This window comes from Ciceribacter sichuanensis (assembly GCF_024055605.1).
GTDB lineage: Bacteria > Pseudomonadota > Alphaproteobacteria > Rhizobiales > Rhizobiaceae > Allorhizobium > Allorhizobium sichuanense.
Map to the genome: position 1 here is coordinate 477,118 of NZ_JAMXLX010000003.1, position 13,648 is coordinate 490,765.

The window sequence follows — 13,648 nt, forward strand, 5'->3', positions numbered from 1 at the left end:
GTCGGATAGTTATCGGAGTTCTCCGGCTAGTACGAACAATGCATCAGGAGCATTTACGTGTCCAGAAGGCGCGTCAGGGGGCGGCGCCAAAGATCTGGAGATGTGTGATGCTTCGTAAACTCTCTGCAATTGGCGCAGCGGCTTTGCTGTTCGCCGCCACTCCTGCACCGGCGCAGGTCGCGCCCTTCCCGAGCAGCTTCCGTACCGAGAATGTCCAGGCCAAGGACGCGACCATCCATGTCCGCATCGGCGGCAAGGGTCCAGCCGTCGTCCTGCTGCACGGCTATGGGGAAACCGGCGACATGTGGTCGCCGATGGCCGCCGATTTGGCGCGCGACCATACGGTGATCGTGCCCGACCTGCGCGGTCTGGGCTTGTCATCGAAACCTGCTGGCGGGTTCGACAAGAAAACCCAGGCAGGTGACGTGGCTGCTGTTCTCGATCGCCTGAATGTCAAGCAGGCCGACCTCGTCACCCACGATATCGGCAACATGGTTGGCTACGCCTTCGCCGCGCAGAACCCGGATCGCGTCCGGCGCTTCGTGCTGATCGACGCGCCGCTTCCCGGCGTCGGTCCGTGGGAAGATATATTGAAGAGTCCGCTGCTCTGGCACTTCCGTTTCGGCGGGCCCGACATGGAGCGGCTGGTCGCCGGTAGGGAGCGCATCTACCTCGACCGCTTCTGGAACGAATTCTCGGCTACTCCGTCGCGCTTCACCGAAGCTTCGCGCGAACATTATGCGAGACTCTACGCCATGCCCGGCGCAATGCATTCCGGCTTTGCCCAGTTCGCGGCATTCGACCAGGATGTAACGGACAATCGTGCCTTCCTGGCTGAGCGTGGCAAGCTGAAAATGCCAGTGCTGGCGCTTGGCGGTGAAAAATCCTTCGGACCGATGATGGCGATCGTGATGCGCGCGGCTGCAGAAGACGTCCGCGAAGGTATCGTTCCGGATTCCGGCCACTGGATCATGGAAGAAAACCCGACCGCCACCATCAAGCTCGTCCGCGACTTCCTGGAGTGATCGAAATCCGCCAAGCCCGTCGTCCTCTACATTCACGGCTTCGGGCCAACTGACACCCATTACATCTATCAAGCCGCCGATCCCCGGCCCTGACCAAATCTAACGCAATAGGAACAACGAACATGAACAATTTCACTGGAAAAAATGTGCTGGTCCTCGGCGGCAGCCGCGGAATTGGGGCCGCGATCGTGCGGCGCTTTGCGAAGGCTGGCGGCAATGTCGCTTTCACCTATGCCGGTTCGAAAGATGCGGCGGAGACGCTTGCTGCGGAAACGGGCGCCGAGGCCATCCAGGCCGATAGCGCCAATCGCGACAGGCTGATTTCGACCGTCGCTGACCGCGGGGCGCTCGATGTCATCGTCATTAATGCCGGTACGCTGGTCATGGGCGACCCACTCACCCTGAACTCCGACGACATCGACCGGATGATCGATGTCAATGTCCGCGCGCCCTACCACGCCTCGGTCGAGGCGGCGCGACAGATGAACGACGATGGCCGCATCATCGTGATCGGTTCGGTCAACGGCGACCGCATGCCGTTCGCCGGCGGGGCCGCCTATGCGCTGACCAAGTCGGCGATGCAGGGCATGGTTCGCGGCCTGGCGCGTGACTTCGGCGGACGCGGGATCACGGTCAACAGCATCCAGCCTGGGCCGACCGACAGTGACATGAATCCCGCCGGCGGGCCGATGGCGGACACGATGCACGGTTTCATGGCGATCAAACGCCACGCCCGCGGCGACGAGATCGCCGAGCTGACCGCCTATCTCGCCGGCCCGCACGGCGCGATGATCACTGGCTCGATGCAAACGATAGACGGCGGCTTCGGTGCTTAGTCTTCACGGCGGGCACTAGGTCCGCAGCTCCCCCCAAAGCAGATCGTCCGCTTTACGAGCCTCAAACTGCCGTCAGCGGACGGTCCGTTAGCGGCCCCAAACCGGTCATTGGCCGTCGCATAAGTCGGTCGCGAAACTCTGATTTTTGCATCTGAGTTTCGCGACAGAAATTCCCTCTTAATATTCAGGCGCGGTCGATCTGTCGCGGATGTCAGGAATTTTGCGACAGAGACATCTCAATTCACGGGCGGGATTTCGGCCTCTCGGAGGCGAGCTGCGGCTACGGAGGCGCGCGCCTCGATCCGTTGGATGTACGGCGGGATGTTGGGCCAACGGCCGAGATCAATGGCAAATCCCGGCATCCAGCCAAGCACGGTAAAGAGGTAGGCGTCCGCCACAGTGAAGCTGTCGCCCATGAGGTATGGTGTCTTTCTCAACGTTGCCTCTATAAGATCGAAACGCTTGAAAAGGCGGGCTTTAAAAAGGTCCTGCACGGACTCCGGCAGGTCCTTGTTGAACAGGAGTGCCGAACCGGCGTGAATCTCGCTGGTGATGAAGTTGAGCCATTCTTGAAGACGTACCCGCGCCAGTGTGCCGTTGGCTGGAGCAAGCCCCGCCTCCGGCTTCAGGTCAGCAAGATACTGAACCAGCGCAGGTCCTTCCGTTAGCATCTCGCCGGTTTTTAGTTGGAGGGCCGCCACGTACCCCTTGGGATTTACGGCAAGGAAGTCTCCATTCTCCGATGTGCGTTTGGTGCGATTGTTCACCCGCACGAGATCATACGGCAGTCCCAATTCCTGCAAGATGATGTGAGGCGAGAACGAGCAGGTGTCAGGCGCAAAATAAAGCTTCATCGGCAATCTCCGTCATAATCGGCTGTTTGGGGCGGATATTGACCCGCTAGCAGAAAGAAGACAAATTACTGGAATAGAAATCTGATATAAGTTTTACTACTATGAATCTGACGCAGCTTCGCAGCCTGATCGCCGTCGCCGAAGCAGGCAGCTTTACCGCTGCTGCCGAGGCGATCGGTGTCACTCAGTCCGGCATGAGCCAAGCGCTCGCCGGGCTCGAAGAAGCGCTTGGTGTCAAGCTGCTTGTTCGGCAACGACACGGCGTCGAACTGACGGCCTTCGGTGAACGGGCGCTCGACCATGCTCGGGCTGCCTTGGCGCAGCTGGAAATGATCCGGCAAGAGGCAGCGGAAGTCCGAGGCGAGGAAATCGGCTCGATCCGCATTGCGGCCTTTCCTAGCGTGTTCACAACAGTTCTATCGCCCCTCCTGCACCGTTTCCGCTCGCTCCATCCCGGCATCAAGGTCGTTGCGCTGGAAACGGATGACGTAGAGGTTATCGCGTGGTTGGAGAGCGGAGCTGTTGACCTCGGTGTGGTTTTGAACCCACCCGAGGATAGCGATGCGATCCCGATCGGGCAGGACGCATGGCTCGGCGTCTTGCCTATGGGCCATCGCTTTGCAAGACGCGATATGGTGTCCATCGCGGAGCTTGCTGCTGAACCCTTTGTTCTCGCGACAGGCGGTTGCCATGTCCATGCGCGCACGCTCACTGAAGCTGTCGGGCTGTCATTGCCAGACGTTCGGATGGAAGTGCGCGATTGGACGAGCGCCATTGCCCTCGTGCGAGAGGGTGTTGGTGTCGGCATCGTACCGGAATCGACGTTGACGGAAAAGCGGAAGGGCATCCGCACAGTAAGGCTCGATCCGCCGCTTGTTCGACGGTTCGGCCTGAAAAAATCGCCCGCTCACGAGTTATCCCGTGCATCTAGCCTCTTGATCGAAATGGTAAAGCGGTAGACCTGTCGCGAAACTCCCAATTAAAGCGGCACTTGTTTTACTGACTTCTGCGACGTCGCAGAATAGGGAGTTTTGCGACAGCCGCAATGACCGCCGTTGGCGCAATGCCGACAAACGTTTGCCGTCTCAACTGGACTATAGGCTGTTTGGGACAAAAGCCGCGCCTGAGAAATCAATGTCTTCTGCTGATCAAATCCGCGCAGGTTCAATTGGGACACTGGACCGGCCTTAGAGTGCCAATTCGCCCCATACCGGTGCCGACCCCTTAATAATCATAGCGGCCGCGATGCGATGGGCGTAGCCCCAGGCTCCCCACCGCTTGCAGCCATCGTGCTCGCAATATTGATCCTCGTGGGTGTTGTCCGGTTTCGATTTCTCGTCGCTCATGTTCACCTCGGCAGGAGCATCAGCCGGTCTTCTGGCAATGGCCGTTGCAGCGTCTTGGCCGCTTCCCACGGTTCCGTCAGCCATCTTTCGACCTCGTCGGCTTCGGTGAGTAGCACAGGCATGGCCTTGCCATGGATGGGGCGCACGATCTCGTTTGGCTCGCAGGTCAGAAACGCGAACAGGTCTATCGTGACAGGTCCTTCCTTGATCTTTCTAACGCTGGTCCATTGCGGCACCCAGATCCCGGCGAAAAACATCAATGGTTGATCGGGCCTGCGAGCGAACCAGGCATTCGGCGTGCGTCCTCCCTCCGGTTTGTTGGCGGGGTCTGGCTCTGCGAATTTGCTGACTGGTACGACACAGCGATGCTCGACGCCGAGCCACCGTGTCCAATGGCGGCTAGAAGTATTTCGAACGTTGGTTGTTCCGCCATCCGGTTCCATTTTCAGCAGTTCGTCGAAATCGAAGGACTTTCCCCTGTCGCGGAGCCTGCCGGCCCGTTTGGTCGCGGCATCGAAAAGCGCTTTTGAGGATGACGGTAGTCCCCACCGCACTCTGGCAAGTTCGCGGCCTGCCGGCGTGTTGCGCACGATCGGTGCAAGCTGATCGGGGTAGACGTCGAACGACGGCTCGAGGTTCCCAATATTGCCGACCATCGCGCGGGTTATCGCGATAATGGCCTCCTGGTTCGTCGTGACGTTGTAAAGATTGCACATCGACGCCTCCCTCTGTCAGGATTTGTTCCCGGCGGCGCACCCATACGCTTTTGGGAGGACACGCCGCCGTTCTTATTTCTTTTGGCAATCAAGTTCCCTTGCCATGCACGCGTGCCCAATTTCCACTTCAAGGTACTTCTGTAGCGTGCCGTACGTCTGATGCCTGGGTTCTTTGTAGTGTCGCTCGACAAGCCACCTTTGTTTCTTGCCCGACAACAAATCCCAGTACGGGCGCGCTGAAATACTACGGAGCAGTTCTTCGCCCATGCATTTTAGGTATTCCTGCTTCTGCTCAGCAGGATCCAGCATCTTCGCTACCAGTTCTCTACAATATGTTTCCGTTTGGAGTTTTGGGAAGGGAATGTGATCGTCTTCCGCTTCGGCCCGTTCCACCGCTATTAAAGTCAGAGCGAGAATGGCTAGGCCGGTCGCGCTTGAAATGCGACGCCAGCATCGATTGGCAATGGTCATTTGGCGGCTCTCTTATTTACAGCTCTTGCTCATTCTGGCGTTCTCGATTGCGGTTACCTTGCCCTTGGAAACAGCAATGAGCCCTTCCTTGTCTCCACCAGCTACGCTCGACAGCGGAACGCCGACCAGGAATACGCCAAATGCATCACCGTTGGCGGCGTCCGTCTGTGCCTTGGAAAGGGCTGTAAGCTTTTGCTTCTCGGTGGCGAGTTCACGAGCGAGCGCGGCGCAATCCTGATTGCTATAGGCAGCCATCGGGATGTCAGTCGGAACAATCGCGTCCGGACGCTTTGCGCAGCCGACTGCTGCCGCAGAAATGCAGATGCCAACGAAGATCTTTTTCATCAATTACCCCTGAGTTCCCCTGGTGATGGAGACTAGAGGCATGGTTGTGGATTCGGAAGGGGCGCAATTAAAAAAGTTACCGCCAACCCCGCCTAATGTCATAGTCGCTTCTCTCGCCAGATGGGTTTCTTCACCGTGCGTATTTCCACGAGTTCTCGAATGACGAGCCCGACCATCTCGTTGCCTAAGAACGTCTTGAACTCGACCACCATTTCATCGCGCTTGCCGCACTGCTCGCATCGCAGTTTTTCTCGCAGCCGGAATACATGCATGTCGCCGCCGACGACCGTCTTGATGTCGGCCGGCCTGTACAGATGGATGGTTTTGCAACGGGCACATCCGGCGCGGACAAACTGTCCCATGCCGTCAGCGTGGTCCAGTGTGGGGAGCTTTGCCTCAAGATACGGGTGCGACAGCCCGCGGTAGTTGGGAGCCGGCATGGTTATTCACCACGTTCGTAGCGCGGTCTCCAGCCGCGAGACATGCCGCTACTCATTAGCCCCTCGGCCAAGGCCAGTTGTTCGCGTAGATGGCGGCAGTCTTCGATAAGAGTGGCGACGGTCGCGACAGCGTCTCCGCTATGCCACGCAATGGCGGCGGCGACCGGATCATCCTGAGGGGAGGGCGGCGGAAGTTGTTCGGGGAGCATGAGATTTCCTCGCGTCAGATGGCTTTGAACGAAAGCGCGCCGCCACGCTTTTGTTCTTTATATGTTCTCATATTAGGAAGGAGTCAATGTATTACGTGAAGGAGTCAATCAGAGAGAGGACGATGCCTGCGAACGTCACGGCGGTAAGCAGAAGCATGAGGGTGATAGCAGTTGCGCGCATGGTCATTTCTGTGTCTGGACACTTTTTCTGAAAGCATAAAGAATGCGTGAAGCCCCAGTATGTCCAGAATAATCGTAAGCTATTGAAATGAATAACTTGATGTTGACCGGCATGGGGCACCATCGACTTTTTCGACATGTTTAAGTCTCCTAACATCTTGAATGGTGTTGATATTTGCGCGGTTCGATACCCCTCATTTCGCACATAGGACAGACGCTCTGCAAACACCAGCTTGAGCACCGCGCGGCGGTCCTCCAGACGGGGCGAAACCCATAGTTTGTGCGGGTTTTCGAGGAAGGAAAAAGCGGTTCGATAAGTTTCGCCAAAACTTTTGAGCGGCTTGCCGCAATTGGCGATCTTTTCGCGCATCACCATCTTTTGCGACTCCAGTTCCTTGATCTTGCGCTCATAGGCTTTGACCACGGAGTCGCTTGACGCATCGACAATGCGTTCAAGCAGAGCGTCGATTTTCTTATCCATCGCGCGGATTTCGTTTTCGAGTGATTTGCCCTGCATTCCGGCGTTGGCGAGCTTCGCGTCCCACAGATCGCGGAACATCTCGAACGCCAAATGAAACAACCCTTCGGACGGTTTCAGCGTTTGCAACAGCGCCTCAAAATCGCCTTCCAACTTTTCCTTGCGGATAGATTTCCGGCTGACCGGACATTTCGGGGTGTCGCAGAGATAGTAAGGATAATGAGCGCTGCGTCCTTTCGACCAGCACGCCGTCAGCGGCTCCCCGCACGATGCACAGCAAACAAAACCACGGAGCGGGAAAGCCTCATTGAGGTCTTTGCGGGCGGGTGCTTTCGCCTTGCCGTCACGCCGTTCCTGCACGGCAAGCCAAGTCTCGAAGCTCACCAGCCCTTCATGCTTGCCCTTGAGCGGCTCCACCCCCCAATCGTCACAGGATACATATCCCGCATAGACCGGACGCGAAAACAATTCGAAGACGCGCTCGGAATGAACCTCGCCTTTGCGATCCTTCGGCCACGCAGGCTGCGCGGCGAGATAGCGAGCGACTTCGGCAACTCCTTCGAAACGACCGGATGCAAATCCTTCCAGCACATCGGCGATGATGGTGGCGTAAGGCTCGTCACGCTCAAGCACCTTGCCGTGGCCCGATTTACGGACGGTCTTAAATCCTATTGGACTCTTGAACGGCCAGTAGCCGTTCTGCAAACGCGCCTTCATGCGGTTGCGGGTCTGCTCCGCGTTTTTCTGCCTCTGGTGCTGTGATACGGAAGCCAGCAGGTTTTCCACGAGGATGGAGTCGGAATCGTCCCCGAACTCGATAGTGGGGCTTTTCCAGCTTGCCGCCCGCTTCGCGCAGCAGGTCCCGCAAATCCCAATGGCCGCGAATGTCACGGCTAAAACGCGAGATATCGTCGATGATGCAGATATAGCCTTCCTTGCGATGGGCTTTCAAAAACTTGATCATCGCCATCATGGCGGGGCGGCTGGCATGGCCGCCGCTCACATCGTCACGGAACACATCCACGACCTCGTAGCCTTTCATGGCCGCGTAATCGCGGCAACGCCGCTCCTGTGAGGCCAAGCCATCTCCTTCGATCCGTTGCTTGACCGAACTGACCCTGCAATAGAGGACGGCTTTTTGTGTCGGGGATGGTTTCATGGTCTATCGCTTTCTCCACCTGTGCGTTCCGGCATCATGGAACGCATCGGACAGGTCTTTGTCTGGTTCTGTGGGATCGTCCGAAAAGTGTATCACGGGAGGAATCCCCGTTTCATCTTTTGCCTGCGTTTCGTCCACATGGCTGCGGCATTGCTGGACGGGATCGTCCCCGAAGGCCCGATCCACGAAGCTGCGCATGATGGTGTAGAGCGACAACAGCAGTTCGGTCTTGCGATCTTCCGGCATATCGAGATGAGCGACATGCTGGCGGTATTTGTCCAGATCGACGGATAGCGGCACAGCGGCGGGCCGCACGTGTTCGGCGGCGGACAGGGCGGCGGAAGAGTGAGCAAAAATGTCCCCAACGCCGCTTTCCATGGTCTTGCTGTTCTGCCGTCTCCTCTTCTTGCTGCGCGTCATCTGCCAACCCCATGGTCAGGCATTAAAAGAACAATACAGGAACATTATCCTAGATTGCAAGAGAATTAATTCCTACATTTTCTGTCTGAACTTGTTGTCGAGGACGGTGGATTTCTCGTGGAAGATCAGATGCAGCGGATCGACCTGTTTGTGACCGCCGAGATAGCGGGCGATACGAATATCGCCCAGCGTCTTCATGCGCGAGACAAGACGTTCCTTGAGCAGGGTGGCGGCATAATCGCGGGCATCCCGGACCATATCGCGAGGCGCGGCCCAGCTTGGGACAGGATGACTGGCCTGCGGGGCGTGCCAGCGCTTGAGAATGGTCTTGGTTTCGTTGTTGTGCCAGCGCGGCGCGTGTTTGCGCATGTGGTCGATCAGGCGGCTTTCCAGCCCGTTGATATAGCGGGCTAGAGCTTCGCCGGAGAGATCGCCGTTCACCCGTTCCGGCACGGATGGACGCCGGAGAACGGTTCCGGTTTGGTTGGACGGCTTTTGCAGAATTCTGGACGTATCTGCGGAGGCATTGAAAATTCGGGTGAGTGAGGCATGGGGAGAGCGGGCCATGGCATGCATTCCTTCATGGCTTGGAGAACAGGACGACCACGGGGCATTCGCCCCGCTCGGGAACGATGGTGCGACTGTGAACGCCGACATAGGTGCAGCGGCGATAATAGGGATCGCTGTAAGAGCCTGTGTATTCATAGGCGTAACGAAGATGGGGCATCGGCACATCGAGCGGCCCGATGGTCCACAAGGCCAGCAAGGGCGGCACCCACAGCAGATGACGCAGGCGCACGGGAGCCACGAAAAGGCGTGTCTTGCACACTTTCATGGCCCGATAGCGAACGCCCTCGATCACGGCCTTGCCCGCCGTGCCTTTTTCGGGATAGCGGATCGTAAAGACCGCATCGCCATAGAGCTTTGAGCCTTCCAACGGATTGTCAGCCACTTCGTCACGGAAAGGCGCAATCCGCCCGTAGTCGAGCATGGTCAGCCGCGTGGGCCGAAGGCCGCGTACGAAAGCCCAAGCCTCATGGCGTGGCATCGCAAGGATTTCATCGGGCGTCATGAGGCGGCGGCCCTGTTCGCGGCTGGAGACGCCGATATCCTTCACATCCGCCTGATAGGAATAATCCTGCCGTTTGATCGTGGCTTCAGCCAGCATGTCGGAGATATGCCGCGCACGATCAAACGAGTTGATCCCCGCATAGACCTTCACGTCCGAATAGGCTTCTATGGCGGCGGCGGCTTCGCGCCCGTATTTCTTGATAAGGCCGTTGAAGGACTGGATATAAAAATCGGCGGAGATTTTGAGGCCGCGCATAGTCTCCATGTCGGAGACGATATCGGCAAAGCGGTAGTTCAAGGCTTCTTCCCCGACGATATGGATGGGATGTCCGGCAGGGTCGCGTTTCGCCACTTCCAGAAGCGTGTGATTGAGAAGCGACACGACAGGCGCGAAGTCACGCGCATGGGAGAGCGGCGACATCACGAAGACGATGATTTGCCGCTTGCGGATGTCGGCAATGTTGACGGTGGCCGTGCGGCCATAGCCTGCCATGCGTCCGCCCTGATTGAACGAGATGAGCGGCTGCGTCGCGCCTTCCAGAAACGAGGCGGCATGTTCGGCATTGTTCTCGAACTTGTCGAGCAGGTTGGCGGCTTCGGTTTGCAGGAAGACCGCAATCGGATCATTCGGGAACATCCGCACCGCTTCATGGCGCAGCTTAATCAGCAACTCGCGAAACTTCTTCGGATCGTTCAGGAGCGCGAAGACATCGGCGGGCGTGCACAGCGCGGGCGACATCAAAGCATTGCTCAGAATGGCGATGGAGATACAGCGGCGCTGGCCGTTGCGGAAGAACAGGTTCTTCGTATCCCCGTCCTTGGGTTCAGGCAGGTGCAAATCGGCGAGATCGAGGCCGAGCTTGATCGTGTCTTTGCGAAACTCGCCCTTGTCATGGCAGGCGTCGATGACGGGCTGATAGAGGTTCAGCTCCACCGCGCCGCAGATATCGAGATGCGCCTTGGCGGGATTGATGCACCAGACATCCAGCCCCATGGCCCGCAGCGCCGGGGCCATCATCGGAGCGAGTTCTGTTTTGACATCGGGAATGAACAGGGATTTTCCCAGCCGTGCCTGATGCAGAACACTCTGCATGACGAGGAAGATCGTCTTGCCCACACCTGGCGGCATTTCGATCAGGGAGAACGGGGTTTTGGGCGGGGAGAAGACGGGATATTTTCCGCCGTATAGGCCGAGGAAATTGCCGCTGGCGGGATCGTGCATATTGCGGGCGACGAGTTCGGCCCATTCCGCCTCGCGGCCCGTGCCGTGATCCGTCGAGGCTTGCGCCGTCTTCACCAGATCGCGGCGCAGCCTGTAATCCTTCCAGCCGAGAAGGATGGCTTTGAAAGCCGTGGGGATGGCCATGGCGGAGCAAAGCCCCGCCAAAGCCATGGAGCCGCCGGACTCGGACGGCCAGACGTACCATGCGGCACTGGCGCAGAGCGCGGCCAGTAAAGCGTTGCCGTTGACGGGGCCGCTTTGGGGGCGAACGGGAAGGCTCATCGCGCATCCTCCCGATGATCGCGGAAGGCCATGGCCTGTTCGACAGCGGCCCGCACGGCGCGAAGCCGCCCGATGGGGCCGAAGTTCATCGCCACGTCATCGTCCCGAAGGGCCATCGAATGGACCCGCAGGACGCCAAAGCGTAGGGATACGATGATGGCCGCGACGGACAGGCCCGTGAGCGTCACGGCTTCCGCCGCCAACAGATACCGCCAAAAGCCGATGGAAAAGCCGATGAGGCCAGCGGCGGGCAGGCCCACAAAGAAAACCAGCGGCCTTTGCACCGAGACATATTCAATCTGGCCGAGGGCATAGGTTTTGCGCGGAGTGCGCAGCAGGGTTTCGGAGACGGTGAAACCGCCGCCCTGATAGAAGACAGGCCGTTCCATCACGCACCTGCCTTTGCCGAGCAAACGCCCGCGCCAAAAGTTTGCGCCATGCGTTCATCGAACGCCTTGAGGGGAGCCGGACGGATGAGGCCCAACGTGCCGGAGAAAATCGCCCATTCGGTGCGAGTCTCGCTAATGGCAGTATCTGCTACGCAGCCGCAAACATCGCCCGCCTTTCCGAGGGTGGTGGCGGTATCGGCCTTGATCCGCTCGACCGAGCGGTTATAGGCCTCGATGGCGGCGCGTTTTTGCTCTTCATACTGGCGAAGGGACATGTTGAGCGTCTGGTCGATCCCGAACGCTTGCCCCAATCCCATGCGGTTGAGTTCCTGCATCATCGGATTGTCCTGCAAGGCCCGCAGTTGGGACGCGGCCATTTCTTTCGAGGCATCGACGGCGGGCGGCGGAAGCTCTTCCGCTTTCCGCTTGGCGGCGTTCAGTGTCATCTCGCTGAAATTGCGCTGGCACATCGGCAGGTGGTCGGCGCGGACGACGCGGGTCGCGACCTCCGGCCCAATGACGAGGTAGTTGGCACCGGCCCACAAAACCACAGCCGCCACGGCGGCTTTCGGGGCGATATCGGATAGAAGCTTGAGCATGGAATTCTCCAGTCGTGTTTGGAAAAAAGACAAAGGGAAGCCAGCGGGCGGCGGGGAATACTGCCGCCCGTGGAAAGTTTCTGAATTTTGGAAATGTCGGGCGGCTTAGCCGCCTGTCTTTTGGCCGAAGCGCTTGACGCAAGCGGCGCACGGCAGGATGATGCGGACGCGCTTTGGCGGCTCCGTGCGATCGTTCGAAGTGATCGTTTTCATCTTGCAGTGATCACATAAAATGCTGGCAGGCATTTTTGATCTCCTTGCTTCTGTTTGATCTGATAAAAATTAAAACCCGCCGCTCTTTCGAGCGGCGGGCCATATCCCTAGCGACCGGCTTCTTTCTTACCCTGATTGACAAGGCGGTCGGTTTCTTGTGCTTTCTGCGAAGGCATTCCAATTGTAGGTTGGTTTCCGCCTTCGCGACCCGTCTGGATAAGGCGCTGGTTCTCATTGTTGCTCATGCGGATATCTCCTCTGTTGTGAGTGACATGCCGATTTGGGGGTGTTTCCCGTCGGTCGACACGTGCAGTATGCCACCCAGTTAATCGTAGTCATGGGAGGAACCAGAGGGGAGTTTTGGGAGTTTTTTTGAGGAGAAAAAATTGACCGCCGAAACCTCTGAACGAGACGAAGCTGGGTTTTCAAAAACAGCGCGGCGGCGCAGATCACCACAAAGATGATGAACGTCCGAAGTTGGCGAACACGGGCGCTCCGTCTAGGTATCGCTTAAACGCCCGTGGATAATATCATGACCTAGAAAACGGCCAGAGATAAGCGTAACCGTCATCACAACCTGCGATAATCTTATTTTCAATGGGCGAGAATCTAGCCATATTGACAGGCCCCTTGTGAGGGAGGTGAGCCAATATTTCCCTCGTCTTGATATCCCAGATATTTACAAAGCCATCGTCAGAGGCGGTAAGGAGCAATGTCTCGTCGGGTGACGTATCTACGTCCCAAACATAGCCCTTGTGCCTCTGATCGCTTTTCCCCTTGAATATGCCCTCGAGCTTAAGGGTCGTCGCATCCCACACCCGCGCCGAGGCGTCACAACCTGATGTGACGATCAAACTTCCCGTCCGCGAAAAATTTGCGCAACAGGCACCACCTCGATGAGCCGTTAGCTTATCGATATAAGCCCCCGTCGAAGCATCCCAAAGATGTACGAAGCCGATATCATAGGCCGAGGCGGTAGAGCATTCCGAGCAAGAAGAAATGATAAATTTTCCATCCGGTGAATAATAGGCGGAATTAACGGCGCGGTCGTCCTCAAATTCGTCTACATCAGACATATCAATGTCCATGGGAGGGAGCCGAATGTTCAGCACTAGGCCCAATCGACATTCAGGATTCCCAAATCGCTTGAAGCCTGATTCATAGGACACCGTGTTTTGATCACGGAGGTCTCTGGATGGCAGCCAGTCGATATGAATTGAGCGATGTTCAGTGGGCGAGGATTGCGTCGTTATTACCCGGCAAAGCTGGCGATCCGGGGCGCACTAGCTCGGACAATCGGTTGTTTATCAATGGTTGTCTTTGGGTATTGCGCTCCGGCGCACACTGGCGTGATCTACCGGAACGGTATGGCAAGTGGAAATCGGTGCATAAG

At 57.7% G+C, this 13,648-nt stretch carries 20 protein-coding genes; 4 read left to right on the forward strand and 16 right to left on the reverse strand.

Going from position 1 to position 13,648, the window contains the following annotated elements:
- Positions 1-107 precede the first annotated feature (107 nt).
- Both NBH21_RS12975 and bdcA read left to right on the forward strand, forming a co-directional pair.
- Positions 108-1,025, forward strand: coding sequence for an alpha/beta fold hydrolase (locus tag NBH21_RS12975; protein ID WP_250913303.1), 918 nt, complete (start codon positions 108-110; stop codon positions 1,023-1,025).
- 122 nt (positions 1,026-1,147) lie between these two features.
- Entirely contained in the window at positions 1,148-1,861 is a 714-nt protein-coding gene (bdcA, locus tag NBH21_RS12980) for an SDR family oxidoreductase (protein WP_250913302.1), read from the forward strand.
- Positions 1,862-2,097: 236 nt separating this feature from the next.
- On the opposite strand, the gene gstA is transcribed toward bdcA, so the two are convergent.
- Positions 2,098-2,715, reverse strand: a complete 618-nt coding sequence (gstA, locus tag NBH21_RS12985) for a glutathione transferase GstA (protein WP_250913301.1) — start codon at positions 2,713-2,715, stop codon at positions 2,098-2,100.
- A 101-nt stretch (positions 2,716-2,816) separates the two neighbouring features.
- Between gstA and NBH21_RS12990 the strand changes: the two genes are divergently transcribed.
- Positions 2,817-3,674 (forward strand): LysR family transcriptional regulator, encoded by an 858-nt coding sequence (locus NBH21_RS12990; protein WP_250913300.1) that lies wholly within the window; start codon positions 2,817-2,819, stop codon positions 3,672-3,674.
- A gap of 228 nt (positions 3,675-3,902) precedes the next feature.
- Here NBH21_RS12990 and NBH21_RS12995 read toward each other — a convergent pair whose 3' ends face one another.
- The 15 genes from NBH21_RS12995 to NBH21_RS13065 all read right to left on the reverse strand — a co-directional run bounded on the left by NBH21_RS12995 (position 3,903) and on the right by NBH21_RS13065 (position 13,331).
- Positions 3,903-4,061, reverse strand: a complete 159-nt coding sequence (locus NBH21_RS12995) for a hypothetical protein (protein ID WP_250913299.1) — start codon at positions 4,059-4,061, stop codon at positions 3,903-3,905.
- 2 nt (positions 4,062-4,063) lie between these two features.
- Positions 4,064-4,777, reverse strand: a complete 714-nt coding sequence (locus NBH21_RS13000; RefSeq protein WP_250913298.1) for an SOS response-associated peptidase — start codon at positions 4,775-4,777, stop codon at positions 4,064-4,066.
- Between the two features lie 72 nt (positions 4,778-4,849).
- Positions 4,850-5,248 carry a hypothetical protein gene (locus tag NBH21_RS13005; RefSeq protein WP_250913297.1) on the reverse strand — a complete coding sequence of 133 codons (399 nt, stop codon included), beginning with the start codon at positions 5,246-5,248 and terminating at the stop codon, positions 4,850-4,852.
- Between the two features lie 12 nt (positions 5,249-5,260).
- A complete protein-coding gene (locus NBH21_RS13010) occupies positions 5,261-5,593 on the reverse strand; it encodes a hypothetical protein (RefSeq protein WP_250913296.1) in 333 nt (110 codons plus the stop codon).
- A 98-nt stretch (positions 5,594-5,691) separates the two neighbouring features.
- Positions 5,692-6,033, reverse strand: coding sequence for a hypothetical protein (locus tag NBH21_RS13015; RefSeq protein ID WP_250913295.1), 342 nt, complete (start codon positions 6,031-6,033; stop codon positions 5,692-5,694).
- 2 nt (positions 6,034-6,035) lie between these two features.
- Positions 6,036-6,242, reverse strand: coding sequence for a hypothetical protein (locus NBH21_RS13020; RefSeq protein ID WP_250913294.1), 207 nt, complete (start codon positions 6,240-6,242; stop codon positions 6,036-6,038).
- Positions 6,243-6,333: 91 nt separating this feature from the next.
- Complete coding sequence (locus NBH21_RS13025) at positions 6,334-7,617, reverse strand: recombinase zinc beta ribbon domain-containing protein (RefSeq protein WP_250913293.1); 1,284 nt, start codon at positions 7,615-7,617, stop codon at positions 6,334-6,336.
- On the reverse strand, positions 7,562-8,059 hold the full coding sequence (locus tag NBH21_RS13030) for a recombinase family protein (protein ID WP_250913292.1): 498 nt from the start codon (positions 8,057-8,059) through the stop codon (positions 7,562-7,564). The genes NBH21_RS13025 and NBH21_RS13030 overlap by 56 nt, the downstream gene beginning before the upstream one ends.
- Positions 8,060-8,062: 3 nt before the next feature.
- A complete protein-coding gene (locus NBH21_RS13035) occupies positions 8,063-8,479 on the reverse strand; it encodes a hypothetical protein (protein ID WP_250913291.1) in 417 nt (138 codons plus the stop codon).
- 72 nt (positions 8,480-8,551) lie between these two features.
- A complete protein-coding gene (locus NBH21_RS13040) occupies positions 8,552-9,046 on the reverse strand; it encodes a hypothetical protein (RefSeq protein WP_250913290.1) in 495 nt (164 codons plus the stop codon).
- Positions 9,047-9,059: 13 nt separating this feature from the next.
- Positions 9,060-11,054: a type IV secretory system conjugative DNA transfer family protein gene (locus NBH21_RS13045; RefSeq protein ID WP_250913289.1), complete on the reverse strand. Its 1,995-nt coding sequence runs from the start codon at positions 11,052-11,054 to the stop codon at positions 9,060-9,062.
- Positions 11,051-11,443 (reverse strand): hypothetical protein, encoded by a 393-nt coding sequence (locus NBH21_RS13050; protein WP_250913288.1) that lies wholly within the window; start codon positions 11,441-11,443, stop codon positions 11,051-11,053. Before NBH21_RS13050 ends, NBH21_RS13045 begins: the two co-directional genes overlap by 4 nt.
- Positions 11,443-12,042 carry a hypothetical protein gene (locus NBH21_RS13055; RefSeq protein WP_250913287.1) on the reverse strand — a complete coding sequence of 200 codons (600 nt, stop codon included), beginning with the start codon at positions 12,040-12,042 and terminating at the stop codon, positions 11,443-11,445. Before NBH21_RS13055 ends, NBH21_RS13050 begins: the two co-directional genes overlap by 1 nt.
- Before the next feature lie 320 nt (positions 12,043-12,362).
- Entirely contained in the window at positions 12,363-12,500 is a 138-nt protein-coding gene (locus NBH21_RS13060; RefSeq protein WP_250913286.1) for a hypothetical protein, read from the reverse strand.
- Between the two features lie 285 nt (positions 12,501-12,785).
- Positions 12,786-13,331: a WD40 repeat domain-containing protein gene (locus NBH21_RS13065; protein ID WP_252759573.1), complete on the reverse strand. Its 546-nt coding sequence runs from the start codon at positions 13,329-13,331 to the stop codon at positions 12,786-12,788.
- A 119-nt stretch (positions 13,332-13,450) separates the two neighbouring features.
- Here NBH21_RS13065 and NBH21_RS13070 point away from each other — a divergent pair.
- On the forward strand, positions 13,451-13,648 hold a 198-nt coding region (locus NBH21_RS13070; protein ID WP_252759574.1), incomplete at its 3' end, for a transposase.

Bases quoted from the DNA above. Each gene is read 5' to 3' on its own strand.
- NBH21_RS12975 (WP_250913303.1), top strand. From the start codon at position 108: ATGCTTCGTAAACTCTCTGCAATTGGCGCAGCGGCTTTGCTGTTCGCC.
- bdcA (WP_250913302.1), top strand. From the start codon at position 1,148: ATGAACAATTTCACTGGAAAAAATGTGCTGGTCCTCGGCGGCAGCCGC.
- gstA (WP_250913301.1), bottom strand. From the start codon at position 2,715: ATGAAGCTTTATTTTGCGCCTGACACCTGCTCGTTCTCGCCTCACATC.
- NBH21_RS12990 (WP_250913300.1), top strand. From the start codon at position 2,817: ATGAATCTGACGCAGCTTCGCAGCCTGATCGCCGTCGCCGAAGCAGGC.
- NBH21_RS12995 (WP_250913299.1), bottom strand. From the start codon at position 4,061: ATGAGCGACGAGAAATCGAAACCGGACAACACCCACGAGGATCAATAT.
- NBH21_RS13000 (WP_250913298.1), bottom strand. From the start codon at position 4,777: ATGTGCAATCTTTACAACGTCACGACGAACCAGGAGGCCATTATCGCG.
- NBH21_RS13005 (WP_250913297.1), bottom strand. From the start codon at position 5,248: ATGACCATTGCCAATCGATGCTGGCGTCGCATTTCAAGCGCGACCGGC.
- NBH21_RS13010 (WP_250913296.1), bottom strand. From the start codon at position 5,593: ATGAAAAAGATCTTCGTTGGCATCTGCATTTCTGCGGCAGCAGTCGGC.
- NBH21_RS13015 (WP_250913295.1), bottom strand. From the start codon at position 6,033: ATGCCGGCTCCCAACTACCGCGGGCTGTCGCACCCGTATCTTGAGGCA.
- NBH21_RS13020 (WP_250913294.1), bottom strand. From the start codon at position 6,242: ATGCTCCCCGAACAACTTCCGCCGCCCTCCCCTCAGGATGATCCGGTC.
- NBH21_RS13025 (WP_250913293.1), bottom strand. From the start codon at position 7,617: ATGAAGGCGCGTTTGCAGAACGGCTACTGGCCGTTCAAGAGTCCAATA.
- NBH21_RS13030 (WP_250913292.1), bottom strand. From the start codon at position 8,059: ATGAAACCATCCCCGACACAAAAAGCCGTCCTCTATTGCAGGGTCAGT.
- NBH21_RS13035 (WP_250913291.1), bottom strand. From the start codon at position 8,479: ATGACGCGCAGCAAGAAGAGGAGACGGCAGAACAGCAAGACCATGGAA.
- NBH21_RS13040 (WP_250913290.1), bottom strand. From the start codon at position 9,046: ATGGCCCGCTCTCCCCATGCCTCACTCACCCGAATTTTCAATGCCTCC.
- NBH21_RS13045 (WP_250913289.1), bottom strand. From the start codon at position 11,054: ATGAGCCTTCCCGTTCGCCCCCAAAGCGGCCCCGTCAACGGCAACGCT.
- NBH21_RS13050 (WP_250913288.1), bottom strand. From the start codon at position 11,443: ATGGAACGGCCTGTCTTCTATCAGGGCGGCGGTTTCACCGTCTCCGAA.
- NBH21_RS13055 (WP_250913287.1), bottom strand. From the start codon at position 12,042: ATGCTCAAGCTTCTATCCGATATCGCCCCGAAAGCCGCCGTGGCGGCT.
- NBH21_RS13060 (WP_250913286.1), bottom strand. From the start codon at position 12,500: ATGAGCAACAATGAGAACCAGCGCCTTATCCAGACGGGTCGCGAAGGC.
- NBH21_RS13065 (WP_252759573.1), bottom strand. From the start codon at position 13,331: ATGTCTGATGTAGACGAATTTGAGGACGACCGCGCCGTTAATTCCGCC.